Origin of the sequence: Sphingopyxis sp. Q841, from assembly GCF_052384365.1 — a bacterium.
Taxonomy (GTDB): Bacteria; Pseudomonadota; Alphaproteobacteria; order Sphingomonadales; family Sphingomonadaceae; genus Sphingopyxis; species Sphingopyxis terrae_A.
On the sequence record NZ_JBQSUM010000007.1, the window covers coordinates 13,274 to 38,295 of the forward strand.

19 protein-coding genes and 1 pseudogene are annotated in these 25,022 nt (G+C 62.7%); 8 read left to right on the forward strand and 12 right to left on the reverse strand.

The annotated features are described in order from the left end of the window. Nucleotides 1-56 precede the first annotated feature (56 nt). Entirely contained in the window at nt 57-2,234 is a 2,178-nt protein-coding gene (locus ACT17R_RS17315; protein ID WP_444809957.1) for a TonB-dependent receptor, read from the reverse strand. Nucleotides 2,235-2,526: 292 nt separating this feature from the next. Here ACT17R_RS17315 and ACT17R_RS17320 point away from each other — a divergent pair, with 292 nt between their 5' ends. The 4 genes from ACT17R_RS17320 (at nt 2,527) to ACT17R_RS17335 (ending at nt 7,731) form a co-directional block, all read left to right on the forward strand. After that, nucleotides 2,527-3,291, forward strand: a complete 765-nt coding sequence (locus ACT17R_RS17320; RefSeq protein ID WP_444809958.1) for an enoyl-CoA hydratase/isomerase family protein — start codon at nt 2,527-2,529, stop codon at nt 3,289-3,291. A gap of 14 nt (nt 3,292-3,305) precedes the next feature. Further along, nucleotides 3,306-4,901 (forward strand): AMP-binding protein, encoded by a 1,596-nt coding sequence (locus ACT17R_RS17325; RefSeq protein WP_444809959.1) that lies wholly within the window; start codon nt 3,306-3,308, stop codon nt 4,899-4,901. Nucleotides 4,902-4,992: 91 nt separating this feature from the next. Then, nucleotides 4,993-6,615, forward strand: a complete 1,623-nt coding sequence (locus ACT17R_RS17330) for a flavin-containing monooxygenase (protein ID WP_444809960.1) — start codon at nt 4,993-4,995, stop codon at nt 6,613-6,615. A gap of 33 nt (nt 6,616-6,648) precedes the next feature. Beyond that, a complete protein-coding gene (locus ACT17R_RS17335; protein ID WP_444809961.1) occupies nt 6,649-7,731 on the forward strand; it encodes an NADH:flavin oxidoreductase in 1,083 nt (360 codons plus the stop codon). A gap of 191 nt (nt 7,732-7,922) precedes the next feature. Here the strand turns inward: ACT17R_RS17335 and ACT17R_RS17340 are convergent, their stop codons facing one another. Beyond that, nucleotides 7,923-8,447 carry a group I truncated hemoglobin gene (locus tag ACT17R_RS17340; protein ID WP_444809962.1) on the reverse strand — a complete coding sequence of 175 codons (525 nt, stop codon included), beginning with the start codon at nt 8,445-8,447 and terminating at the stop codon, nt 7,923-7,925. A gap of 10 nt (nt 8,448-8,457) precedes the next feature. Next, a complete protein-coding gene (locus ACT17R_RS17345; RefSeq protein WP_444809963.1) occupies nt 8,458-9,264 on the reverse strand; it encodes a DUF3034 family protein in 807 nt (268 codons plus the stop codon). A gap of 176 nt (nt 9,265-9,440) precedes the next feature. Here ACT17R_RS17345 and ACT17R_RS17350 point away from each other — a divergent pair, with 176 nt between their 5' ends. Continuing rightward, nucleotides 9,441-10,058 carry a carboxypeptidase regulatory-like domain-containing protein gene (locus ACT17R_RS17350; protein WP_444809964.1) on the forward strand — a complete coding sequence of 206 codons (618 nt, stop codon included), beginning with the start codon at nt 9,441-9,443 and terminating at the stop codon, nt 10,056-10,058. After that, on the forward strand, nt 10,055-12,373 hold the full coding sequence (locus ACT17R_RS17355; RefSeq protein ID WP_444809965.1) for a putative bifunctional diguanylate cyclase/phosphodiesterase: 2,319 nt from the start codon (nt 10,055-10,057) through the stop codon (nt 12,371-12,373). Before ACT17R_RS17350 ends, ACT17R_RS17355 begins: the two co-directional genes overlap by 4 nt. A gap of 171 nt (nt 12,374-12,544) precedes the next feature. Here ACT17R_RS17355 and ACT17R_RS17360 read toward each other — a convergent pair whose 3' ends face one another. From ACT17R_RS17360 to ACT17R_RS17400, 9 genes are all read right to left on the reverse strand, one after another. Continuing rightward, on the reverse strand, nt 12,545-14,359 hold the full coding sequence (locus tag ACT17R_RS17360; protein WP_444809966.1) for a gamma-glutamyltransferase family protein: 1,815 nt from the start codon (nt 14,357-14,359) through the stop codon (nt 12,545-12,547). A gap of 44 nt (nt 14,360-14,403) precedes the next feature. Beyond that, on the reverse strand, nt 14,404-15,747 hold the full coding sequence (locus ACT17R_RS17365) for an MFS transporter (RefSeq protein ID WP_444809967.1): 1,344 nt from the start codon (nt 15,745-15,747) through the stop codon (nt 14,404-14,406). A 5-nt stretch (nt 15,748-15,752) separates the two neighbouring features. Further along, nucleotides 15,753-17,846: a TonB-dependent receptor gene (locus tag ACT17R_RS17370; RefSeq protein WP_444809968.1), complete on the reverse strand. Its 2,094-nt coding sequence runs from the start codon at nt 17,844-17,846 to the stop codon at nt 15,753-15,755. Between the two features lie 146 nt (nt 17,847-17,992). Continuing rightward, a complete protein-coding gene (locus ACT17R_RS17375) occupies nt 17,993-19,216 on the reverse strand; it encodes an FAD-dependent monooxygenase (protein ID WP_444809969.1) in 1,224 nt (407 codons plus the stop codon). Further along, complete coding sequence (locus ACT17R_RS17380; RefSeq protein WP_444809970.1) at nt 19,213-20,004, reverse strand: alpha/beta fold hydrolase; 792 nt, start codon at nt 20,002-20,004, stop codon at nt 19,213-19,215. Before ACT17R_RS17380 ends, ACT17R_RS17375 begins: the two co-directional genes overlap by 4 nt. A 138-nt stretch (nt 20,005-20,142) precedes the next feature. After that, nucleotides 20,143-21,075 carry a LysR family transcriptional regulator gene (locus tag ACT17R_RS17385; protein WP_444809971.1) on the reverse strand — a complete coding sequence of 311 codons (933 nt, stop codon included), beginning with the start codon at nt 21,073-21,075 and terminating at the stop codon, nt 20,143-20,145. A 108-nt stretch (nt 21,076-21,183) separates the two neighbouring features. Then, complete coding sequence (locus ACT17R_RS17390; RefSeq protein WP_444809972.1) at nt 21,184-22,185, reverse strand: bile acid:sodium symporter family protein; 1,002 nt, start codon at nt 22,183-22,185, stop codon at nt 21,184-21,186. Between the two features lie 23 nt (nt 22,186-22,208). Beyond that, nucleotides 22,209-22,595: a nuclear transport factor 2 family protein gene (locus ACT17R_RS17395; RefSeq protein WP_444809973.1), complete on the reverse strand. Its 387-nt coding sequence runs from the start codon at nt 22,593-22,595 to the stop codon at nt 22,209-22,211. A 24-nt stretch (nt 22,596-22,619) separates the two neighbouring features. Then, complete coding sequence (locus ACT17R_RS17400; protein WP_444809974.1) at nt 22,620-23,036, reverse strand: RidA family protein; 417 nt, start codon at nt 23,034-23,036, stop codon at nt 22,620-22,622. Nucleotides 23,037-23,255: 219 nt separating this feature from the next. Here ACT17R_RS17400 and ACT17R_RS17405 point away from each other — a divergent pair, with 219 nt between their 5' ends. After that, nucleotides 23,256-23,651, forward strand: a complete 396-nt coding sequence (locus tag ACT17R_RS17405) for a VOC family protein (protein ID WP_444809975.1) — start codon at nt 23,256-23,258, stop codon at nt 23,649-23,651. A gap of 332 nt (nt 23,652-23,983) precedes the next feature. After that, nucleotides 23,984-25,022 (forward strand): annotated as a pseudogene (locus ACT17R_RS17410) (IS3 family transposase); the annotation flags it as partial.

Sequence of the window (25,022 nt, forward strand, 5' to 3'; positions counted from 1 at the left end):
GAGGGAGCCCATAAAAATGGAGCCCGCTTTCGGCGGGCTCCAGTGGGAGAGAGAGGTTAGAATTTATATCCGACTTCAACGCCGTAGACGCGGCCCTTGTTGAGGGGCGAGAAGGTTGATCCGGCGAAGAATGGCAGCGGCGCCTCGGTACCGAAGGTCGCCTCGTTGAGCAGATTATTGCCATAGACTGACACCTTCACCCGGCCGTGCGTGATCGCGAGGCTGGCATCGACCATCGTGGCCGCGCGCAGCAGGCCTGTGTTCTGGTCATTATAGAAGGCGGCATCGCGGTGGTTCGCGCCGACGCGGGCCTCCGCGTCAAAATCGCCGCCAAAGCTGGTGGCGTAGGTGATCGATCCGCCATAGCTCCACGGAGACAGGCGCGGCAGCTTCAGCGCATAATCGGCATCGTTGATGACGCCGTCGGCGTTGAGATCGAACAGAATATTTTCATATTTGCCCTTGGTGTAGCCGAACTGGCCGGCAATCGTCAGGCCGGCGACGGGCTTGACGAGCAGTTCGCCTTCGATCCCCTTGATCGACACGTCGGCCGCGTTGGTGATGATCTGGAAATTGCCGAAAGGTGCGAACGGCGCCTGGAATTCGCGCTGGGTGCCGTTGATGCGACTGTAGAAGCCGGCGAGGTTGGCGCGTGCGAAACCGCCAATGTCCTGCTTGAGGCCGATTTCATAGGCGTCCTGCTTTTCCTGGTCGAACGGACCCGGCGCGACAATGGGATTGAGATTGCGGAAGTTGTAGCCGCCGCTGCGGAAGCCCTTGGCGAACGAGGCATAGAGCAACGTGTCCTCGGTCGGCTTGAACTGGACGCCGATGCGCGGCGTAAAGCCGTCCCAATTGTCCTTGTCGGTGAAGTCATAGCTGCACCGCAGAACGTCGAGGTTGCAGCCCCCGACGCCGATCGAGCGAACCTGGACGTCCTTTTCCTCGGCCGAATAGCGTGCGCCGACGCTGAAAGTCAGCTGTTCGGTGACGCGCCAGTCGACGGTGGCGAAGATGCCGCCGGTGCGCTGCTTCTGGCGTCCGCCCCCGGAAACGGTCAGCGCGCCGCCCGACAGCAGGCGCTGTTCGGCATAGTTGATGTCCTGATTGAAGTAGAAGAGGCCGGTCGTGACATCGAAGGCCCCGAAGGTGCCCGCGTAGCGCAGCTCGTTGCTGAACTGCCACTGGTGGATGTTGTTGCGCGAGTGCAGGTTCGTCGCCGGCGAGCCGTCGACATCGGCGCCCGAGTCGTTGGACAGCGCGCGCACGGCGACGATGTTGGTGATCTTGCCGTCCCCAAAGGCTGTGTCGATGTTCAGCTCGGCGATGCCCTGATCCCAGTCGGTTTTCACGAAACCGGCATAATTCTGGTTCACGCGGAAGCTGTCGCGCGGATAAAGTCCATGATTGGTCACCGCCGGGCCGTCGCCGCGAATCCGGCCATGTTCGTAGCGCAGGACGAGATCGAAGCTGTCGTTGGGTTGCAGGCGCAACGCCGAGCGCATGATCAGGGTTTTGCTGCCGCCGATCTTCTTGCCGTCGAAGTCGTTTTTGAACCAGCCATCGTCGTCGTTGTAATAGACCGCCACCTTGCCGCTCAGCACATCGCCGGCGATCGGACCCGACACCGAGATGCTCGCCCGCTTTTCAAGGCCGGTCGATAGTCCCGCCTTCGCGTCAAGGCGGAAGCGGTTCGACGGGGTGGTGGTGCGCAACAGCACAGCGCCGCCGGTGACGTTGCGACCAAACAGCAGCCCCTGCGGGCCGCGGAGGATTTCGACGCCTTCAAGGTCGAAGGTGTCGAACAGAACGCCCGCGCTGACGCCCAGATAGACGCCGTCGACGAACACGCCGACGGTGGGGTCGATCGAGGGGATCGAGCTGTTGATCCCGAGGCCGCGGATCGAGAAGTTCGCATAGCCGGGCGTCGTGCCAACGCTTTCGAGCGAAGCGTTCGGAACCGCATAGCTGACGCTCGAGATCGAGCGCGCGTGGATGCTGTCGAGTTCGTTCGAACCGAAAGCGGTGATCGCGATCGGCACGTCCTGGACGTTCTGGGCCGATCCGCGCTTGGTCGCGGTCACGACAATGTCGCCAAGGCCGCTGCTGCCGGACTGCGCTTCTTCCTGCGCGCTGTCGTCCTGCGCGGTTTCATCCTGCGCGAATGCGGGCGCAGCGATCATCATGGCGGCGAAGCCGACCCCCGTCAAAAGACGCTTGCTGTGTGTGTTCATTGTCCACTCCCTGGTGAATCGCGCTTCCGTTCTTCCTTTCGGTGGCGGTTCGCCTCGAAGGGGGTGCGCTGGCTTTAAATCATATCGCCGCCCCTTGAAGAGCGGTCCGCCCCCGTTCTTTCTTTGCGGCGGCAAGGGCAATGTGCGCGGCGGGTTGGGCGCCGATAATCACAAGCGCGATTCCGTGCAGTGGCGATCAATCCAGAATGAGATTTTCGGCATGTCTCGCGGCTTTCGCACCACTATCCCGCTGCCGCGATGCAAAGACTCCCGGCAAATGGGAGACAAATCAATGGGTAGCATTCGCACCGAAATCGAAAACCATGTCGCGCTCGTTACGCTTGATAACGCGCCGGTCAACGCCGCCGCGCTGGACATGCTCCAGGAACTAACCGACGTCTTCGACAGCTTCAACGACCGCGACGATGTCCGCGTCGCCGTGCTCACCGGAGCAGGCAAATGCTTCAGCGCCGGCGCCGATCTGAAAAATCGGCCTGACCTCTCGATCCCCGGAACGCGCTGGAACCGCAACCGCGTCGTCCGTGAAGTTGCCTATTCGATCGCCGATTGCGCCAAGCCCGTCATCGCCGCCGTCAATGGCCCCGCACTTGGCGCCGGCTTCGGTCTTGCCGCGAGCTGCGACATCATCGTGGCGTCCGAAAACGCCGTCTTCGGCCTGCCCGAAATCGACGTCGGCCTGATGGGCGGCGGCAAGCATACGTCGCGCATCGTCCCGCACTCGCTGACGCGGCGGATGATGCTCACCGGCTATCGCGCGCCCGCGTCCGAAATGTACCGCCGCGGCATCATCGAGGCCTGCCTGCCAGCCGACGAACTTCTGCCCTATTGCATGGAGATGGCGGCGGTGATCGCGTCGAAGAGCCCGCTCGCGACACGCTATGCCAAGGACAGCATGCGCACGATCGAGAATATGACGCTGCGCGACGGCTATATCTACGAACAAGGTAACACGGCGAAGCTGTCGACGTCTCATGATGCGCAGGAAGCGGTGGCGGCCTTTGTCGAAAAGCGCGCGCCTGTGTTCCGCGGCTGCTGACCGGAGCGGGCGTCATGGACTGGAATTTTGGCGACCTGCTGGACGCGACCGCGGCGCATGTGCCGGGCGATCGGCCCGCGATCATTCGCGGTGATCATGTTACCAACTGGGTCGATTTCGACGCACGCTCGAACCGGTTGGCGCGCGCGATGCTGGCGGCCGGTCTGCCCGCGGGCGCGCGCATCGCGATCCTCGCGCGCAACATCCCCGAATTCATCGAGATCGCCGCCGCCGCCTTCAAGGCGCGGCTGACGCACGTCAATCTGAACTACCGCTACACGACGTCCGAGATCGAATATGTGCTGCGCGACTGTCAGGCGGCGGGGCTTTTCTATCAGGACGAGTTCACGCCCATCGTCGCGCCGCTGATCGGCGGTGCGATCGACCATCTGACCTATGCCGTGCGGATCGGCGGTGACGGTGCTTATGATGGGATCGTGTCGGAGGGTGATGCGTCGCCGCTGGGGATCGTGCGGTCGCCCGACGATGGGTACCTCCTCTATACCGGCGGCACCACCGGACGTCCGAAAGGCGTGATGTGGCGTTCGGCTGACGCGCGGCGCTCGCAGCTCGAATCGCCCGTCGCGGTATCGACGCCGGCGAGTATGGACGACCATATCGCGCAGGTGCTGAAAGGTGCAGCCGGCCGCGTCATGCCGGCCTGTCCGTTGATGCACGGCGCCGGGCTCAACAGTTCGCTTGCCGAATTGCTCGTCGGCGGTGCCGCGGTGCTGCTGCCGTCGGACCGCTTCAGTGCAGAGGAATTGTGGAGCGAGGCCGAGCGGCAGGGCGTCACCCGCATCCTGATCGTCGGCGACGCCTTTGCGCGCCCGATGGCGGATACGCTGCTCGCCAATCCGGGGCGCTGGGATCTGAGCGCGCTGCGGCTGATCTCGTCGGCGGGGCTGATGTGGTCCGAACAGGTCAAAGCGGCGCTGCTTGAGGCGCTGCCCCAACTCACGCTGCTCGACATTCTGGGCGCGTCCGAAGCCTCGGGCTTCGGCTATGCGATTACCAACAAGGATCGCGCCACGCCAACCGGGCTGTTCGAACCGGGTCCGCAGACGGTGATCATCGATCAGGAGACGGGCGGCGTACTCGCCGACGACGAAGTCGGTTCGGGTTGGCTCGCACGCCGACCGCCGTTCGGCGCCGGCTATCACGGCGATCCTGAAAAGACCGCAAGCGTCTATCGCACCATCGAGGGGCAGGCCTATGCGGTTCCGGGCGACATGGCCGAGCGCCTGCCCGACGGGCGCTTCCGCCTGCTTGGCCGTGGCAGCATGTGCATCAACACCGGCGGCGAAAAGGTCTTCGTCGAAGAGGTCGAGGAGGCGCTGAAGCGCATCGACGGCGTCGCCGATGCGATGGTGTTCGGCCTGCCCGATCCCAAGTGGGGCAGCGCCGTCACCGCGCTGATCGAGGCAGGCGACAGTCCCGACGATCAGGCGCTTCGCGCGGCGCTCTCGCGGGACCTTGCCGCCTACAAGCAGCCGCGCACGATCATTCGCGTTGCGGTCCTGCCGCGCCATGCGAGCGGCAAGAGCGACTATCGCAGCGGGATGGATCTCGCGCGCACCGAAATTTCAGCCCGGATGTCCACTGGCTGATCGTCTCCGGCCTGCTGCGTCCGGGGCGGACGTGCGGGCCGGAGACTTCACCGCCCGACGACCGACTTACCGCTTCTCCCAAGGACTTCCGATGCAACAGGCCAATCCCACCCGCGACACGTCTCCCCGCCGCCTCGACGCGCTTATTATCGGCGCCGGCTTCGGCGGCATGTATGCCTTGCACCGCACACGCGGCATGGGGCTCGACGCCCATCTGATCGAGGCCGGCGACGATGTCGGCGGCACCTGGTACTGGAACCGCTACCCCGGTGCGCGCTGCGACGTGATGAGCATCGATTACAGCTATTCCTTCTCCGACGAGATCCAGCAGGAGTGGACGTGGAGCGAGCAATTTGCGGCGCAACCCGAAATCCTGTCCTATGCGCGCTTCGTCGCCGACAAGCTCGACCTGAAACGCGACATCAGCTTCGAAACGCGCGCGACCGCGGTCCATTATGACGAAGAGGCGGCGCTGTGGCAGATCGAGACCGATCGCGGCGAGGTCTATGAGGCGCGTTATTGCCTGATGGCAACGGGGCCACTGTCGGTGCCGAAGCAGCTCGATATCCCGGGTGCCGACAAGTTCAAAGGCGAGCTCTATCTCTCGGGCAAATGGCCGCACCATGACATCGATCTCAAGGGCAAGCGCGTCGCGGTGATCGGCACCGGCTCGTCGGGCATTCAGATCGTGCCTGTCGTCGCCGAGCAGGCCGAACATCTTTACGTCTATCAGCGGACACCGAGCTTCACGCTCCCGATGCGCAACCGCAAGCTCGACGAAGAATATGTCGCGCACATCAAGGCGCATTATCCCGCGCTGCGTGCCGCGGCGCGCCATTCGCTGACCGGCGGCGTCCGCCCGATCACCCACCGCCCGGTGTTCAGCGTGACGCCCGACGAGTGCCAGAAGCTGATGGAAGATGCCTGGGCGCACAGCGGGCTGGCCTTCCTCGGCCTCTTCTCCGACCTTCTCAGCAACCGCGAGGCGAATGAGGTCGTCGCCGAGTTCGTGCGCGGCAAGATTGCCGAGGTGGTGAAGGATCCCGACACCGCGCGCCGGCTGACCCCGCGCGGCTACCCGATCTTTGCGCGCCGTCCGTGCCTCGATACCGGCTATTATGAAGCCTATAATCGGGACAATGTGACGCTGAAGGATTGCCTTGAACATCCGATCGTCGAGATCACCGAAAAGGGCATCCGCACCGCCGAGGGAGAGGTCGAGGTCGATATCATCATCGCCGCGATCGGTTATGACGCGCTGACCGGCGCGATGCTGTCGATCGATATCGAGGGCCGCGACGGGCGCAAGCTCAAGGACAAATGGGCCGATGGCGGTCGCTCGCACCTCGGCCTGATGATCGAGGGTTTCCCGAACCTGTTCGTCATCGCGGGCCCGAACGGCCCGTCGGCGCTCGCCAATTTCATCTTGCTGAACGAGCAGAATGTCGATTGGGTCTGCGACTGTATTGAGCATATGCGCAGCACCGGCCTGCGCTCGATCGAGGCGAATGCAGACGCCGAGGATCGCTGGATGGAGAAGGTTACGACGCTGGGCTCGCTGTCGCTCTATCCGACCGCGAACACCTGGTATACCGGCGCCAATGTGCCGGGCAAGCCGCGGACATTTCCGGTCTACATCGGCGGACTTGGCCGCTATCGCGAAATCTGTTCCGACGCAGCGGCGGATGGCTATCGCGGCTTCACGCTACGATAGGTCCGGCGCGCGTTCTGATCGGGAGTGAGCGATATGTCGTCCGATAGGCTGTTCGAGCCACTGCCTCTCGCCCGCGGCAAGCCGATGAAAAATCGGCTGATGCTTGCGCCGCTTACCAACCGGCAGAGCCACCCCGACGGCACCCTGTCGGATGCTGAGCGCAATTGGCTGGAGATGCGCGCGGCCGGGGGCTTTGCGCTGACGATGACCGCCGCCGCACACGTCCAGCCGGTGGGCCAGGGCTTCACCGGACAACTCGGCGTCTTTGCCGACGATCATCTCGAAGGCCTGACGGCGCTCGCGAACGGGCTCAGGGCGCGCGGCTCCCTCTCGTCGCTCCAGCTTCACCATGCCGGCAGCCGCGCCGAGCCCGAGCTCATCGGCGCCCCGGTGGCGCCGTCGGAAGTGCCCAAACGCAATGTCCGCGCCCTGTCCCAGGGCGAAGTGGAAGCGCTGCGCGACGATTTCGTCGCGGGTGCACGCCGCGCCGAGCAGGCGGGCTTCGATGGCGTCGAGATTCACGGTGCACACGGCTATATCCTCGCCGAATTCCTGTCGGCGGCGAGCAACCGGCGGACGGACCGTTATGGAGGCAATCTCGAAAATCGCGCGCGCATCATCTTCGAGATCATCGACGGCATTCGCGCCGTCACGGACCCCGACTTTCAGCTTGGCCTACGGCTTTCGCCTGAGCGTTTCGGGCTGGAGCTGGACGAAATCCGCGATGTGGCGGCCGAAGTGTTGCGGCAGGACAAGATCGACTTCCTCGACATGTCGCTGTGGGATGTCCGCAAGGAACCCGAGGAGGAAAGTTTCAAGGGCCGCCCGCTGATAAGCTTTTTCACCGATCTGCCGCGCGGCAATGTCCGTCTGGGCGCCGCGGGCAAGGTGATGGATGCGGAGGATGCAGCATGGGTGCTGGATGCCGGATGCGATTTCGCCGTTATCGGCCGTGCCGCCATATTGCGTCACGACTTCCCCGAACGCGTGCGCCGCGATCCTACCTATCGTTCGCCCGCGCTGCCGGTGTCGGTGCAGCACCTGCGCAATGAAGGGCTAAGCGACACCTTCATCCATTATATGCGCCGCTGGCCGGGATTCGTCGATACAAGGTGAGTAGTCGCGGGTACATATACTGATCCGCCAACCTGGGCGCGATGTCATTTTCGATGATGGCTATTGCACGTTCAACAGCTCATTGCCGAGTTAGATACTATTGCTCCATTTGTCCTTGGCACGCGCCTGGGTTATACGGCAGCTATAGCGCATTCTGTTTCCAAAAGGCGACAGTCCGCAAACGGCCAATCTTATCGCGAAATGACGTCGCCAGACATCGGAGCCAATTTCGAAAGGAAGCGGTTCTGCGCGGCAAATGCCACGCCTTCTTCGCGCATTGCTTGCTGAAGATTTTCCACGAGCGCATTCATGTCGCGCTTTTGAATGCCAAGCTCCTTGTGCGATGCGGTCATGTCGCGCCCGCTATAACTGCAGCCCGCATTGAGAATGTAGCAGAATTGCTCGAACAGCGTTCGCTTCAACCGCACCATGTCATGCGCTTCGAAAATGGCTGCAATACGGGGATCGGATTCTGAAAGCTCGACCGTGCGATTGGCTATACGACGGATTCCATCCTGCCCGCCGAACGCTTCCGCCATCGCGCTTCCCTCGAAAGGCCGGGCACCAGCGTTGCGATCGTCTAGCACATAGGGTTCGACCGGGAGTTCGCCCGTGACCGGATCGCGAACTTTTTCTTCAACACCGAATTCCTTGTCCCAATCGACGGGAGGCTCGGTGCCGGGTTGCATCAGGAGGGCTGCGGCAAGCCAGAACATGAGGGCTCCTCTAGAAAGCAAGCTGCGCGGAAAGGAAACCGCCGCGTTGATTGTCGAAGGTGGCTATCGATCCCAGATCGACATAGGCCGCCGTCACGCTGAGATTGCGGGTCACGGCATAGGCGGCAAAGATGTCCCACCAGTCGTCTTCGCGCGCGCTTGCCAAATTGTCGGGTTTCGTCCGAAATTCGGCGCCGATCACCGCGCGGCGCGCCGGTTGATACGCAACCGTTCCTTCGAATTGCACCGAATATCCGGGGGCCGCGGCGCTGCCAAAGCCCAACAGCCCGCCCTGGTTCGCCTTGGTCAGGCGCGCCGTCGCGTTCACCAGCACGCTGTGTGAGAGGAATAATTTGGTCGCCGACAGCGTGAAGTCGGTTCCCTTGCCCTTTGCCGCGCCCACGGCCTTCGCGACCGCGGCGTCGCTGCTCCGCTTGTGCTCAATGCCGATCGCGATCTGCGGGAGCATGGGTTCGCCATATACGAGGTCGCCCGCGATCCGCAGCTTTGCAGCAAAGACGTCCTGATTGAGCGTGTAGCCCTGACCGAGGCCGAGGGCCGTCCCGACGTTGCGAGTATCGAGATTTTGGCGCGCGTAGCTTAATTCGACCCGGTCGAAGAGGCCGGCGGACACGCCGTAGCTGGTCCAGCCATAATCGGGGAGTTCGATGACCGTTGCATGCCCGGACAGGCCGAATCCGGCGTTTGTTTCGCGGCCGGCGATCGTTGCCCAGGTCGAGAGGCCGCCGCCACTGGTGCCTTCGATCGTCGAGACGCCGTTCGTCAGCAGCAGCTTGCCGCCGTCTAAAATATCCACGTCTTGCGCGGCGGCCGGCGTCGCCAGGCAGCACGCAAGAGCAAATCCAAAAACGATCCGAAGCGGGGAAGTCGATTGGTCCATATCCGACGTATCGCATCCGAGGACAAAGAATGCGTTAACCATGTCCGAAGATTTTGACGCAAAATTAAATCCATAGCTTTAGGCCGGCGGCCATGAAGGGACCGGCCGCCATATTTTTGCTTCTTGCGTCGGGCGTAGGGATCGCTGCGGCGTCGGCCGCGAGTCCATCGTCGCTGCAGGTACAGGTGACCGACGACCGGGGCTTGCCGGTCCGGGATGCCGTCGTCGAACTCGACCCCGAGGGCGGCTGGCGCGGTGGTCGGATTCGTTTTCCGGGGCGAGCGGCTATGGCCCAAAAGGACATCGCTTTCACGCCCGGCACCCTGATTGTAGCGAAGGGGAGCAGCGTCGCCTTCCCGAACCTCGATACGGTTCGCCACAGCATTTACAGCTTCTCGAAAGCGGCGCGGTTCGAGATCGATCTTTACGGTCGGGATCAGACGCGTTCGAAGACTTTCCCGGTCGTCGGTACCGTGGCGCTCGGTTGCAACATCCACGATCAGATGCGCGGCTATATCCGCGTCGTCGATACACCCTATGCGGCGAAGACCGACCGGAATGGCATCGTGCGCCTTTCGGGCCTGTCGGCTGGCGACTACACATTGACGGTCTGGCACCCGCGCGCGAGCGCTCCCGGCAGCGAGATCAAGCGCGTGCTGGCGGTGGCGGCGGGCCAGAACAGCAAGAAGATCTCGATGAAACTGCGATGAGCCGCACCGTCTCCTTCGTGGCGGCGAAGCTACGCTTCGGGACGCTCAAAATGCGGATTGCGGTGGTCTATGCCGCGTTGTTCGCCGTCGTACTGGCGACTGTCGTCCTGCTTGCCGGCAACGGCGTGGCACGCTTTGGCGAGAACAGCGCCTCGCGCGATCTGGCCGCGAACGCGCGCGTGTTTGATGAGATCATAAGTCTTCGCGCCAAACAGATGCGCGGGTCGACCGACATATTGTCGCGGGACTTCGGGTTTCGTGAAGCCGTGGCAACGAACGACAGACCCACGATCGAAAGCGCGCTCCTCAGCCTGCGCCAGCGTTCCAGCAGCGCCGCCGCTTTCGTGGTCGGCCTCGATGGCAGCATGACGGGATCGTCGGATGCGACGTTGCCGCCAGTCGAAGAGCTTTGGACCGCGCTTGACGAAGGGCAGGAACGCGGCATCGTTCGCTTGGGGGACAAGCTCGCGCTCGCGGCGGCCTCGCCGATCCAGGTGCCCGACACCGTCGGCTGGCTGGTGATGGCGCAGCCGCTGGACGCGGCCGAGATGCGGCGGCTCAGCCGACTTGCAGCCGTGGATATCGGCGCACGTGTCGTGCGGGCATCGCAGCTCCCCCCGGCGCTGGCCAAGGCGCCACTCGGCAAGGTGATCGAAACCGGCGCAGACGAGCGCATCCTTCATCATGTAACGGCGCTCCCCGCGCTTCAGGACGGAGTGCGACCGCGTCTCGTACTGGATCACTCGCTCACCAAAGCGCTCGCGGAATATTCCGGACTGCAATGGCTGTTGGCGGCGTTGGCGGCAGCAGGTCTGACGCTGGTGATCGTTGCGAGCTGGCGGGTTGCGCGGACGATCACCGGGCCACTCAGTGCGCTCGACACCGCGACGCGGAAATTGGGCGAGGGGAAGGATGCCAAGGTCGAGGTGGTCTCCGACGATGAGATCGGCCGACTCGGTACCAGCTTCAACGCGATGGTCGACGCGATTGCCGAACGCGAGCGGCAGATCACCCATGTGGCGCTGCACGATGGGCTCACCAACCTGCCCAACCGCAAGCTATTCGTCGAACAACTCGACCACGCGCTGGTGCGGCGGCGGGACGATGCAAAGCTGATGGTAGTCTATGTCGATCTCGACGATTTCAAGGTCGTCAACGACACGCTCGGCCATCCCGCCGGCGACGCCCTGCTTCGCAATGTGGCGGCGCACTTGCAGGACGCATTGGGCGATGCCATTGTGGCGCGTCTTGGCGGGGATGAATTTGCGATCCTGCTGACCGATCTGTCCGGATCGGAAGATCTGGTCGCCTTGGCCGACCGCCTGCAAGATTGTTTCGATCGTCCCGTTCTCATCGATGGCCAGCAGGCCGACGCGTCCGCCAGCCTCGGCATTGCGGTCGCCCCGGCCGACGGAACAGACGGCATCACGTTGATGAAAAATGCCGATCTGGCGCTTTATCGCGCCAAACGCGACGGCAAGGCAACCTATCATTTCTTTGAGCAATCGCTCGACGAGCAGGCGCGCCATCGGCGGCAGATGGAACTCGATCTACGTCTCGCGATCCGCGACGGGGGCTTCGAACTCCATTTTCAGCCGCTCTACAGCTTGCAGGAAGAACGGCTCAAGGCTTTCGAAGCGCTCATCCGTTGGCCGCATCCTCATCGCGGCATGATCAGCCCTGCCGAATTCATCCCGCTGGCCGAGGACACGGGACTGATCGTCCAGATCGGCGAATGGGTGATCCGCGAAGCGTGCCGTCAGGCTGCAACCTGGCCGGGCGATCTGTCGGTCGCGGTCAATATTTCGCCGAAACAGTTTCTCAGCCCCAATCTGGCCACGGTGGTCCTGTCCGCGCTCGCCACATCGGGACTGCCGGCGACCCGGCTCGAACTCGAAATCACCGAGAGTATTTTCATTGCCAATGTCGAGCGCACGCTGGCTGCCTTGCATGGACTGCGAAAGCTTGGCGTCCGGATCGCGCTCGACGATTTCGGCACCGGCTATTCCTCGCTCAGCTATCTGCGATCCTTTCCGTTCGACAAGCTGAAGATCGACCAGAGCTTCGTGCGCGACTTGACCGAAGGCGGGAACGCGAATGCGGTCATTCGCGCGATCACGACGCTTGCCGACGCGCTCGGCATGGAAACGCTGGCCGAGGGTGTCGAAGACCAAGCGCAGGCGGAAATTCTTCGGCAGGAAGGATGTCGGCAGATTCAGGGCTATCTGCTGAGCAAGCCGCTCAACGCCGCCGCCGTGTATGATTTCATCGACGGCATGGAAGGATCGGCCGACGAAGCCCGACGGACGGCCTAGCGCGACGCGGGAACGCGCATGGCCTCTCTTGCCCTCCGACGGCCAAAAGCGGTCCGTGCATCGGCCAGGTCTAGCGGTATGATGCACCATCCCAGAAACGTATGAGATAAGGTGCAAGGTAAGGGCGGAGCCTTCTCGCGCCCCGGTCCTAGCGGCGATGCCTGAGACCGCCTATCGGGCGACTGCATAGCCTTGCATGCCGCGGGGGTTTGCCGCTGCCCTCAGCACAGCCCCTGTTCCGTCAATGTCGTGCGCGCAGGCGGAGAGGCGTCCTTCCGACCAAGGCCCACCGACCGTGAGGACGTGGCCTCGATGCTGAAGTTCATCGCGGGTTTGCTCCGAAAAGCGACCCTCTACCGTCAGCGAACCGAGGCGCCGCTCGCGCGGCCAGAAGCTCGCGACCATATGCTCGGTATGAAATGCTGGCGTTTCTATCGCGGCCTGCAGCGGAAGGCCGTGCACGACATGCGCGAGCCATAGCTGCAACGACCATTGCTCCTGCTGGTCTCCCCCTGGCGTCCCAAATGCAAGATATGGTCGGCCTCCGCGATAGGCCAGCGACGGGGTCAGCGTGGTACGTGGTCGCGCTCCGGGCGTGAGCGAACTTGGCAGATCCTCGGCGAGCCAGCACATCTGCATGCGCGTTCCAAGCGCGAAGCCAAGGCCGGGGATGGCAGGGCTCGATTGTAGCCAGCCGCCCGACGGCGTAGCGGAAACCATATTACCCCAGCGGTCGACGACGTCGACGTGACATGTGTCACCGCGCTGGTGGCTGCGGGAGCCGCTCGGAAGCGTCCGTTCGCCGGCCATGGTCGGTTCGCCGCCGCCGCCCGGCGCCATGCCGTCTCCGGTGTATTGGGGCGAGGGTATTTGCGGCCTCATGCCGCCGGGTGAGCCGGGGCGCAGTTCCTGGCTTGCGTCCTTCCCGACGAGAGCGCTGCGCTCGGCGGCATAGCGTTCGCTGAGCAATATCTCGAGAACACCCTCGGGCATGGCCTCACCGTACCAGGCATCGCGATCGGCCATCGCGAGCTTGATCGTTTCACAAACCGTATGGACATAGTCCGGAGAACCGAGCGGCATTGTCCCGATGTCGAGCTGCTTGATCATCTGGACAGCCTGAAGCAACGCCGGTCCCTGGCTCCAGGCTCCGCATTTGTAGAGTCGGTGCTCGCCATGATCAATGCCGAGCGGTCGTTCTACGGGCGGACGCCAACTGGCCAGATCGCTAGCGCCCAGCAGGCCACCGTTCCGGCGCCCGCTCGTGTCCATCGCTTCGGTGCCCTTCACGAAAGCGTCGATCGCCTCGGCAACGGCCCCCTCATACCAATAGGCGAGCGCAGCCTCGATCTGGGCCTCGCGCTTCGTTGAGACTGTTTCGGCATGATCCAGCAAGCGCGCATAAAATTGCGCGAGCACCGGATTGGCGAACAGCGTCCCCGGCAAGGGTGCGCGGTCGCCGTCGAGATACAGGGCGGCCGAGCTCACCCACTCGTCGGCAAAAAGCGTCTGGACCGATGCGATCGCCGCAGACGCCCCCGCTAGAAGCGGATGGCCGGCGCGGGCATAATGGATCGCAGGCTCGAGTATGTCACGCAGCCGCATTGTCCCGAAATCGCGCAGCAAGACCATCCAGGCGCCGAAAGCCCCCGGCACGCACGCCGCGAGCAGCCCTGTGCCCGGAATCATGTCGAGACCCCGAGCGGCGAAGGCGTCGATCGTGGCGGCCCGCGGGGACGGGCCCTGGCCGCAGATTACGGTCGGTTCGGGATCGCGCGCGCGCGCCGCAAGGATCGGTGCATCGCCGCCGGGGCCATTGAGGTGCGGTTCAACAATCTGGAGCGTGAACCCGGCGGCAGCCGCCGCATCGAAGGCATTGCCTCCCATCTCGAGAAGGCGCATGCCAACCGCGCTCGCTATCCAGTGCGTCGACGCGACGGCCCCGAAAGTGCCGCAAAGTTCGGGACGAGCGGTGAATTCCGCCATGAATCTTTCCTTTGAATGCGCAAAAGGGAGAAAACGCCGGAAAGTTATCCGGAATGGACCGGCCCAGCTTCGCCAGGCGGCGCCGCCGACACCCCGCGCCGGGCGGCTTGCAGGAAGAAGAGAAAGGCGCTGAGCCAAAGGAGCGCCCAAAGCGCCGCAGCTGCCGTGAACCAACCGAGCGCCGGTCCGGTTGCAGTGTCTGCGCCCCCCATCCAGCCCTTGAGCAACGCAACGCCGCTCGGGCCGAATGAGGCGCCAAAGGTGCCGGAAACGAGGAAGTTCACGGCGACCGCCCTCGCGCTGAACATCGTTGGGAACAGGGCCTGAAAGCCGAAGACGCCGACCCCTACCATCGCGCCGACACCGACCATGCCAAGAGCAAGAGCGAGCAGCGCCAAGCTGCCGCCGGACGCATGGGCTGCGCACATCATGGCTGCCGCAACGAGCGTACAGGCGAAACGGAGCAGGCGGACGACCGACCCGGCAGGCTCACTCGACCTGAGGAGCGGCGCAGCATATCCGGCGGCAAGGGCACCAATCCCGCCCCCGATCATATAGACCGCTCCGAATGCGACGCCAGTTTGCTGGGTGCTCCACCCATAGTTGCGCATCAACATCGCTGGCGCCCATGCCATCACGGCGTAGACGATCGCGTTGAGCGCGATGCCCGCAGCGAGATAGCAAAGGACGACGGCGCGACGCGCGGACAGAAAGGCGAAAAAGTTGCGGAACGAAGCCTGGGCAGGGGCGGTAGCCGCCCGCCCGGGCTCGTGCATTGTCAGGACGAGTGCGAGCCCGACGAGGCCGAGCACGAAACTGCCGAGGAACAGGATGCGCCAGGGTGCAAGACCGAGTGGTGGTGCGTCGAGCGCTGCGAGCGCGTCGAGTGCAGGCCCACCGACCAACATGGAGAGCCCGCCGCCCGCATAGAGGCTGAGTGCGATCCATGCTACCGCGCCCGACTGCTTTTCCGGCGGGTAGATCTGGCGGATGATCGAGATCGAGGCCGGGGTCAGGCCGGCCTCACCGATCGCGAGACCCATCCGTGCGACAAGTAGCATGCCGAACCCTGCGGAGAGACCAAAGACCAGCGTCATTGCGTTCCAGATCAAGAGGCTGACCAGGATCACGGCTTTGCGGTTGAAACGATCCGCGAGGATCGCGACGGGAAAGGAGGCGAGGCAATAGACCGCGGAAAAGGCCATGCCCTGCAGCAGGCTGAACTGCAGATCATCAATTCCGACATCGCGCTTGATCGGCTCGACCAGGATATTGAGCATCTGGCGGTCGAGAAAGGCCAGTATCGAAGCGAAGAACAGAACGAAAAGTGTGAAGCGTGTAGTGCTTCGCCACCCGCCGGATCGGATCGAGGCAGGGCTTTGTTCCATCGGCGTCACATCTTGAACGAGAAGGACGCGAGGATACGGCGCGGCGTCCCGGGTGCGCCGAGCCCCTCCCCGATGGAGAAGACGTCGGCCGTGAATTCATTATAATATTTTTCGTTCAAGAGATTTTCAGCGCGCAATGCGACTTCCCATCGGCCATCGGGTTCACCAATCGAGGCCCGCAGATTGACCAGGTCATAGGCGGGCTGGAACGAGGTGTTCTGGATATTCCAGTAAAATTTCCCGACGTGGCTGTAATCGCCGCGCAGACCGAGTTCGAGATCGTCTGCCAACGGGATGCGGTAGTCGATGCTCGCATTCGCCGTGAAGGCGGGTGAATTGGGTACCGTCAGCCCGTCGACCGGGACAAACTGATAGAGCGCATCCTTGTCGTGCCAGCGCGAATGGAGCCAGCCGCCCGAGGCCGACAGCGTGAGACCGTCGAGAGGCCGGTATGAAAGCCCGCCTTCCAGGCCGTAGCTGACCGAGGTGCCGATGTTGGTGACTTCCTCCGCGATCGTGCCGTCGTCGTTGACGAACTGGGTCTCGAACTGGCGGCGTTTGTAGTCGATGTAATAGCCCGCAAGTTCGAACGAGAGTCGGCGGTCGAGTACGCTGCCCTTGATCCCCGCTTCGTAGCTCGAGGCGCGCTCCGATTTATAGGCGCCCCCAGTGCCCGTGGTGACATTGACCCGGCCCGGCTCGCTGCCGATCGCATAGTTGGCGTAAAGCATGACGTCGGGAGCGATGTCGTAGGAGAGCGTGAGCTTGGGGAGCAGCGTCGTGTCGTTTACCTCGACAGAAATCGGCACATTGTAGTCACGCCCCGTGAACGCGCTGCGCGCGAGACGCAGACCCGCGCCGAGGCGAAAAGCGCCGAAGCGGTAGTTGGCGGTGCCGAAGAGCGCATATTGGCGCTCGATCGTGTCGCCGTTGTTATAGTCCTCGATGAACAGGGGGCCGCCCGCATCGGGACCAAGAAGCAGATCGACATTGTTGGTCAGCCCGCGATTGTCGATCGAGGCATAATAGCCGCCGACCAGCCAGTCGAAGGGCCCGCTTCCTGCCGAAGCGAGGCGAAGTTCCTGGGTGAAGACCGTCGATGTGTTGCGATCGCCGCTGAAGGCGGTCACGGCGTCGGCCGAGCTGTAGTCGAGATCCCACAGCAGATCGTTCTTGCGCCGCGTCCAGGACGTAATATTGGTGAGTTCGACCGACCCCATATCCCAGGAGAGGTTGGCGATGATGCCGTCGACACGGCGGCGGTTCATCACATCTTCGTTATAGTCGGCGGTGCGAACATATTCGGCACCCGACGGGGTTTCGGCCGCGGTAACATAGACATTGCCGCCGTTGCTGAGTTCGTTGTGACGGTAGCTGAGCTGGAGGTCGACGCCGTCTGCGGGCTGCCAGCCGAGCGCGACGCGCGTGCCCCATTCGGTGCTTTCGTCGGGATGGCCGCCGAGCAGCGTATTGCGAACGAACCCCGCCGAGTGATTGTAATATCCCGAGCCGCGTATCGCGATCCCGTCGCCAAGCGGGGCGTTCAACGCGGCAAAGAAATTTACCGTGTCGAATGTCCCATATTCGGCCCTTGCTTCGCCGCCGAAGTCGCCGTCGGGTTTCTTCAGCACATATTTGATCGCGCCCCCGACATTGCTGCCCCCGTAAAGCGTACCCTGCGGGCCCTTCAGTATCTCGATGCGCTCGACATCCTCGATCGACGCCGATTGGTCGGTGAAATTCTGCACGTCGTCGATGTAGAAACCGACTCCCTGGGTGTTGCCGAAGGCACCGACGCCGCGAATGACGACATTGGGCTCATTGTCCTGTCTCCGGTTGAGGACAATGTTCGGGGTCTGACGTCCGATGTCATTCAGCGTCGAGATGCCCGCGTCGCGAATCGTGTCTGCCGTAATCGCGCTGATCGTTTCGGGAATATCGATCAATCGTTCATCGCGCTTGCGCGCCTGAACGATGATTTCGTCGGGATAGGCTCGCTCGCCCTGCGCCTCGTCGCCGGACTGGGCCTTCGCCGACAGCGGCGTCAGGAGAGCCGCGAAAGCGGTTCCGCTCAGGATCATCGCTCGCATCTTCATCATATCCCCATCCTTTCGTTCGCCGCAACGAGCGGCAAGACAGCCGTCGCGCGGACATTGCTCCCCCGGCGGCGGAAAGAGCTTTCCTTCCGCCTGCGTCGTCTTCGATCAGTCGTCCAATGATCCGGCGGCCCGTGACCGGCCCCCGATCACGCCATGCTCGGCACTCCTTCGGAAACCGGATAATCCTTTATCTTCAAAGCACTGTTCAAATTGCGCGACTTGCGTCCGACCAGCCCAAGCCGGGTCAGGATCGGTGAAAGGTCCATCATCCGGTTGCGCATCCAGATCTTCGTACGCGTCGCCGGCACCATGATGTCCGATCCGTCCAGCGCCGTCGCCTGATTTTCTTCGACGAACCGTCGAGCGACGCTGTCGTAGGCTGCAAAGGCCCGGCGATGATCGTCATGGACCGCGAGCTCGCCGGCAAGAACATAGGCGCCCACGAGCGCGAGGCTGGTGCCTTGACCCGAAAAGAAAGAGGGGCCATAGGCTGCGTCGCCGACGACGGCGACGCGCCCCTGCCACCAGCACGGCATGTGGATCTGGAGCATGGAGTCGAAATAAAGGTCGTCTGCCGTATCGAGAGCCTCGAGCATCTCAGGCACGATCCATCCCTGCCCGGCGTAGCGATCGTGAATGTCGCGGCGCAGCCCCGCGCTATCGGCATATTCATGCGGTTCGGGCTTCGTGCGGCGATAGGCGAAGAGACCGTTCATCCGCTCGCCGCCGGTCTCATAGACGGAGGCCATCAGTCCCGGCACATTGTAGATGACCGCTTCATGGTCGAAGCCGTGGCGATTGGGCAGCGAGAAACCGACAAAGCAGCAGCCAAGATAGCTGTCGAACTGATCTTCCGGGCCGAACGCCAGCGCACGCGTCGTCGAGTGCAAACCGTCGGCCGCGATCACAAGATCAAAGCTTTGTTCCAGCCCGCTTCGGAACGTCACGTCGATGCCGGCCGCGTGACCGTCGATCGCGGTGATGCAATCGTTGAAACGATAAGCGACCCGGTCGCGCGTCAGATCAAAGAGTAGCTGCGCAAGCACGCCGCGCGGCACCTCGACGTCGCGGCCGACGACGCCTCCGGTGATGTCTTCCTGGCGCAGGCTGGTGATGATGCGGTCGGCGTTGCGAAACGTCCATTGACGCGTCCGGATGTGGGCGTCCTGCAAGGCCGGCAACAGCCCCATGCGTTCGCTCACGTCGATCGCCGAGCCGCGAATATCGATCGCATATCCACCGCTGCGAACAGTGTCGGCGCGTTCGACCAGCGTCACCTCGAAACCGTATCTATCGAGCCAATAGGCCAGCGCCGGCCCCGCGATGCTCGCGCCACAAACGAGGATCTTGCGGGCTCGGGAACGGGTCATACAGCCGTCCTTTCGGCATGGGCCAAGACGAAATTGCCGATCAGACGCGCTGTCCGATCGGCATATTGCACGGTTATGCCGTGACGGCTTCCCGCGAGCAGCTCGAAGCGAGCGCCCGGTATCGCCGCCGCCAGCTCCCGCGCCTCGCCGACATGCGCGATGGGATCGCGATCGCCGCAAAGCACCAGGGTGGGCGCAGCGATCTCACCGAGGCGCCCCGTCACATTGAAGTCGTCGATCGCAGCGGCGCGGCGCGCAAAGGATGCCGGCTCGCGAATGAGGAGAAGGGCGTCGATTTCGGCAACCAGTCCGGGATCCGCGTCGATCGCTTCGGGTGTGATGACAGCCTCGAGCATGAAGCGCTTCACGGCAGCGGGATCCTTGTCCCGGACCGTGTTGAGGTCGGGGGCGTGAAATCGGCTGCGCTCGGATGCCGTCGCGCCGAGGATCAGGCTCCGCACGCGACCCGGAAACATGAGAGCGAAGCTCATAGCCACCGCGCCGCCGTAGGAAGCGCCAAACACATGGGCGCGATCGATACCGCGTTCGGTAAGAAAGTCGGCGAGATCGCGGGCGTGATCCATCATCGCATAAGGCCGCGCCGCGCATGGACTGTCCGGTGAATCGCGCTGGTCGGGCGAGAGAACGCGGATACCGTCGCCGAACAGGGACATGAAGCCCGCGAACTGCCGCCGGTCGGCATTGCTTCCATGGAGCAGAACGAGTGGTTCGCCTTGCCCGATCTCGTCGAAGCAGAGCGAGACCGTGTCAGTGATGGCCTGCCGCATGGCCTAACCTCCTGCAATCGACCGCCGAACAGGCGATCGGTGTCACCGAAGTGTCATGCATAGGAAGGCGAACGGTGCCATGTCCAAGACTGTCTTGTCATCGGCCATATGCCGATAAGGCATGCGAAGGTGCAGACGTCATGCCGCATCGGTATCGGGAGCCTTCGCCGTCGGCCATTCGCCAGCATCGATAAGTTCGGCGACCAGCGCAAGAAGCATTTCCTGAATTTCGCGAATGGCTCGGAAACCCTGCCGGTTCCAGTGGGTCGCGATGGCCCAGGACGCTCGCAGCCCCGCGATCGGAACGAAGGCCAGCCGCTCGCTGCGCTGGGGGCTGCTGACGCAGCTTGGCGCGATACCATAGCCCGCGCCGCGCTCGACGAGATCGCCAACCAGCGCAGAACTGTTGACCTCGCTACGTACCAGCAGTTTGCGCACGACCTCTGGAAAGGCGTCTTCCATGTAGGCAAGCGTGCTTTGCGGATATCCCGCCATGATCAGCGGGAGACCGACAAGGTCGGGGACGTCGACGGTCGGGCCGAAGGCATCGCGCCTTTCCTTCGGACAGACGAGGCAAAAATTTTCGCTGACGAGCGGGATGGTCATCACCCCGCTGGTTTCGGCAGTGTTCGAAATCAGTGCGACGTCGAGGTCACCCTCGGCAATGCGGTCGCGCAGGAAGGAGCTTGATCCCTGGATCAGGTCGACGCGGCAATCGGGGTAGCGGGCGAGAAACCCGGCCATCACGGGCAACAACAACTTGCTGTGAATCGACTGCGGGGCGCCAAGCGCGACCGTCCCTGAAAAATCGCCGCCCTCGGTCGCCATCTCGTCGATAAGCTGACGTACCGATTCAAGGATTTGAGAAGCGCGGCGATAGAAGCGTTGTCCCGTATCGGTGAGGGAAACGCCCTTTGCGTGGCGCACGAAGAGCGCCTGCCCGACTTCGTCTTCAAGCTTTGCGATCGAGCGACTGAGCGCGGGCTGGGCGACATTCAGATAATAGGCCCCGCGAACGAAACTCGAAGCATCGGCGACCGCCTTGAAATAGCGAATTTGCCTGAGTTCCATGACGCGCGACTCCCGAAAGCGGCCCGATCGGCCGCGCGTCCTTCAAAAGCAGGACGCTGTCCGCTTCGTGATAGCGGTTAGCCCATGCATATCAAATCGCCAGCGAACCTAGGCGCCGGCGAGGCCGCGTCCTCTATCCTCTGCGTCTTTCAGAGCAAAGTCGTTGGCATAATGACGGGCGAGAACCGCGCAGGCGAAGAGCTGAATCTGGTGAAAGAGCATGAGCGGCAGAACCGCGAGGCCGATTTGAGCCGGAGGAAAGAGAATGCCTGCAAGCGGGACGCCCGATACCAAGCTCTTCTTCGATCCGCAGAATTGCAGGACGATGGCGTCGGCCCGTCCAAGCTTCAGGAGTCGGCCAAACAGCCAGGTTGCGCCGAGGACCGCCGCGAGAAGGACCGTACAGCAGGTCGCCAGGAGCAGGAGCTCGGCGGGCTCTACCCTGTGCCAGATTCCCTCGATGACCGCTGCACTGAACGCTGTGTAAACGACGAGGAGAATCGAGCCGCGATCCGACAGCGTCACGAGCCGTTTGTGCCTAGTCACCCAGTCACCGATTTTTGGTCGAAGCAGGTGCCCGGCGGCAAATGGTAGGAGCAGCTGGAACAATATCGTCTGCACCCCGCCCCAGGAAAGCGTGATCCCGCTTGCGCGCATCAACATGCTGGCAAGGAGCGGGGTCACAAGGATGCCGAGCAGGTTGGAGAAGGATGCGCTGCAGACCGCCGCCGCAACATTGCCGCGTGCAACCGACGTGAAGGCGATCGAAGATTGCACGGTGGACGGAAGCAGGGTGAGGAAGAGAAGCCCGCCCGCCAGAGTTGGATCGAGCAGCTGCGAACGGCTGATCGCGAGCCCGAGAAGCGGAAAGAGAAGAAAAGTCGAGGCAAGGACGGCAAGATGCAGTTTCCACGCGCCCGCTCCCGAAAGCAGCGCCTCACGCGAAAGCTTGGCGCCCTGCAGAAAGAAGAGAAGCATGATTGCAGCGTCGGTGAGATAGTCGAACACCGCGACGCCCGCGCCATGCACAGGCGCAAAGCTCGTGAGCGTCACGGTTGCGATCAGCGCAAAGAGAAAGGGATCGATGGCGGTTTTCAGATATCGAGACATCGGGCTTCCTTCGGCACGGCGGGTCAGGCTGTGCCCGGGACGATCAGCGTGCTCTGGTGATAGAAGTTCCGCCATCCGTCGGCGTGGAGGCTGTAGAGCCGCACGTGGCGGCCGGACTTGTCCCTGACCGTGCCATCTGCAGCCTCGAACCGGTTTGAGAACCGGCCATGCACGATCGCGAGGTCATCGACGAGATCGATGTGGTTCTCGAGCACGCTGTAATCGACATAGCGTCCAGCGTGCGAGCACACAGCGCCGAGATACCCGGCCTTGTCGCGTATAGCGCCGTCGGCGTCGATGTGGATGTAGCGCGCGTCGACCATCTCGGCGAGAGCGGCGAGATCGGCTTCGACGATGGCTTCGGCGCGCCGATGCTCGAGCGCGTCGATTTCCGATACGATCGGCAGCATGGCAGACAGTCCTTTCAAGAGCGGCTAATCGGCGAGCGCAGGGGTTCCAAATGGCGCACGGTGAGTGCGACGTTTTGCGACGGCATCTATCTCCACGAGGGCACCGTCGATCAGCAGCTCTGCGACGGTCGTCGAGCGAGCAGGGAACGCGTGCGCGAAACGCGAACCGTAAGCAGCGTTGAAACGCTCGAAATCCTCTTTGCGGCTGAGCCATACAGTCGTCTTGATGACATCGTCGAGCGAGCTGTCCCAGCGTCGCAAGGCGCGCTCGACATTATCGAGCGCCAAATGCGTTTGAGACTCGATGTCGGCCCCGGCAAGCCGGCCGTCGCGCATGGCAAGCTGCCCCGAGACGAAGATCAGTTCATCGACTGGCATGGCTGCAGAAAGCGGTGGATCGATACCCCCATTCGGGGGCAGCGGACGATCAGGATTGGTCATCGCAATTTTGCTCCATCCGGCTCATGGCCCGTTACGCGGCTGCCCTAACGTCTGCTCGTGGCCACGCGCAAAGTCCGATTGGTCATCGGAGCCATTCAGGTTGGGCATGAGCCGAGACCATGCCGCGCAGACATGGGGGCCATGACAAAAGATTAATGGCATCGGCCTGCAGTCGATGCGACATATGGCCCGACCATTCGCCGGCGAAGGAGCAGCCCCATGACTGACGATACGGCCTCGGCGCCCATTGCGCGACTGTCCCACGTCAATCTTGCCATTCGTGACGAACAGGCGTCGCGCGACTTCTATGTCGGGCTGCTCGGTCTCGAAGAAGTGTGGCGGATGCCGCAGCCGCAGCCCGGCCTTTGGCTTCAGATCGGAGACAGGCAAATCCACCTGCTTAAGCCTGTGGACGACGCCGAACTGCCGCCGCAGCGGGTGCTCGACAAGACGCCAATGGCGCCCCATGTTGCCTTTTCCGTAGAGAATGTAAGTGATGTCGCAGCTCGGCTTCAGGCAGCAGGGGTGAACATCGTATTCAGCGAGTTCATGGACGGTCAGGCGTTCTTCACCGATCCTTCGGGGAACATTCTCGAGATTATCGAGGACCTGTAGAAATCCGCCAGACTCGGTTCGAGCAAGCGGCGAAAGACTTCCAGTGCATCAATATCCCCTTCTTTAAGACTGCCCCCGAAAGCGGTCCGACCGCAAACGGCCAGTCTCGCTCAAGCGCGGTTGTTCACAGGGGGGAATTCAACTTCGCGCTGCCGCGACCATAGAAATTCCGGCCCTTGCGTGACGAAGGAGTGGTGGAGAGTAACGCAAGCCGTGATTGATTTTCGATATGCGCGTGCAGTTTGGATGTCCGCCGTCAGCGCCAATGGCACAGATTTGAGGTTGTGATTTAAGGAGGATTTGGGCTTCGTCGTAGTGACGAAGGAACGAAGATGAAGCCCAAATCCTCCTTGAAAAAAAATCGGCGCCGAAGGCCCCAGCTGAGCGGGTGGTGAAGGACATACGGCGTGCGACGCGCCGGCACTTCTCTGCAGAGGACAAAATCAGGATCGTGCTGGAGGGGCTGCGCGGCGAAGACAGCATCGCCGAGCTGTGCCGCAAGGAAGGCATCGCCCAGAACCTGTATTACACCTGGTCGAAGGAGTTCATGGAAGCGGGCAAGCGTCGTCTGGCCGGCGATACCGCCCGAGCTGCGACCACCGGCGAGGTGCACGATCTGCGCCGCGAAACCCGTGCCCTGAAGGAATGCGTGGCCGACCTGACGCTGGAAAACCGTCTGCTCAAAAAAAGCATGATCGCGGATGGGGGCGACGAAGAATGAGGTATCCCGCATCTGAGAAGCTCGAGATCATCAGGATCGTCGAGCAGTCGCATCTGCCCGCCAAGCGGACGCTGGACCAGCTCGGCATCCCCCGCCGGACCTTCTATCGATGGTATGACCGCTACCTCGAAGGCGGGCCGGAGGCGCTAGAGGATCGGCCATCGGCGCCGAGCCGGGTGTGGAATCGCATCGGCAACGATATCCAGCAGCAGATCGTCGAGGTGGCGCTGGACGAGTCCGAGCTATCGCCCCGCGAGTTGGCTGTGCGCTTTACCGACGAGAAGCGCTACTTCGTGTCGGAATCGACGGTTTACCGGCTTCTGAAAGCCCATGACCTGATCACCAGCCCGGCCTTCATCGTGATCAAGGCGGCCGATGCGTTCCACACCAAGACGACGCGGCCGAACGAGATGTGGCAGACCGACTTCACCTACTTCAAAATCATCGGTTGGGGCTGGGTGTATCTGTCGACCGTGCTCGACGACTTCTCCCGCTATGTCATCGCCTGGAAGCTTTGCACCACCATGCGCGCCGGGGACGTCACCGACACGCTGGAACTGGCGCTTGAAGCCTCGGGCTGTTCGTCAGCCAGGGTCGTGCAAAAGCCCAGGCTGCTCAGCGATAATGGTCCGAGCTACATCGCCGAGGAG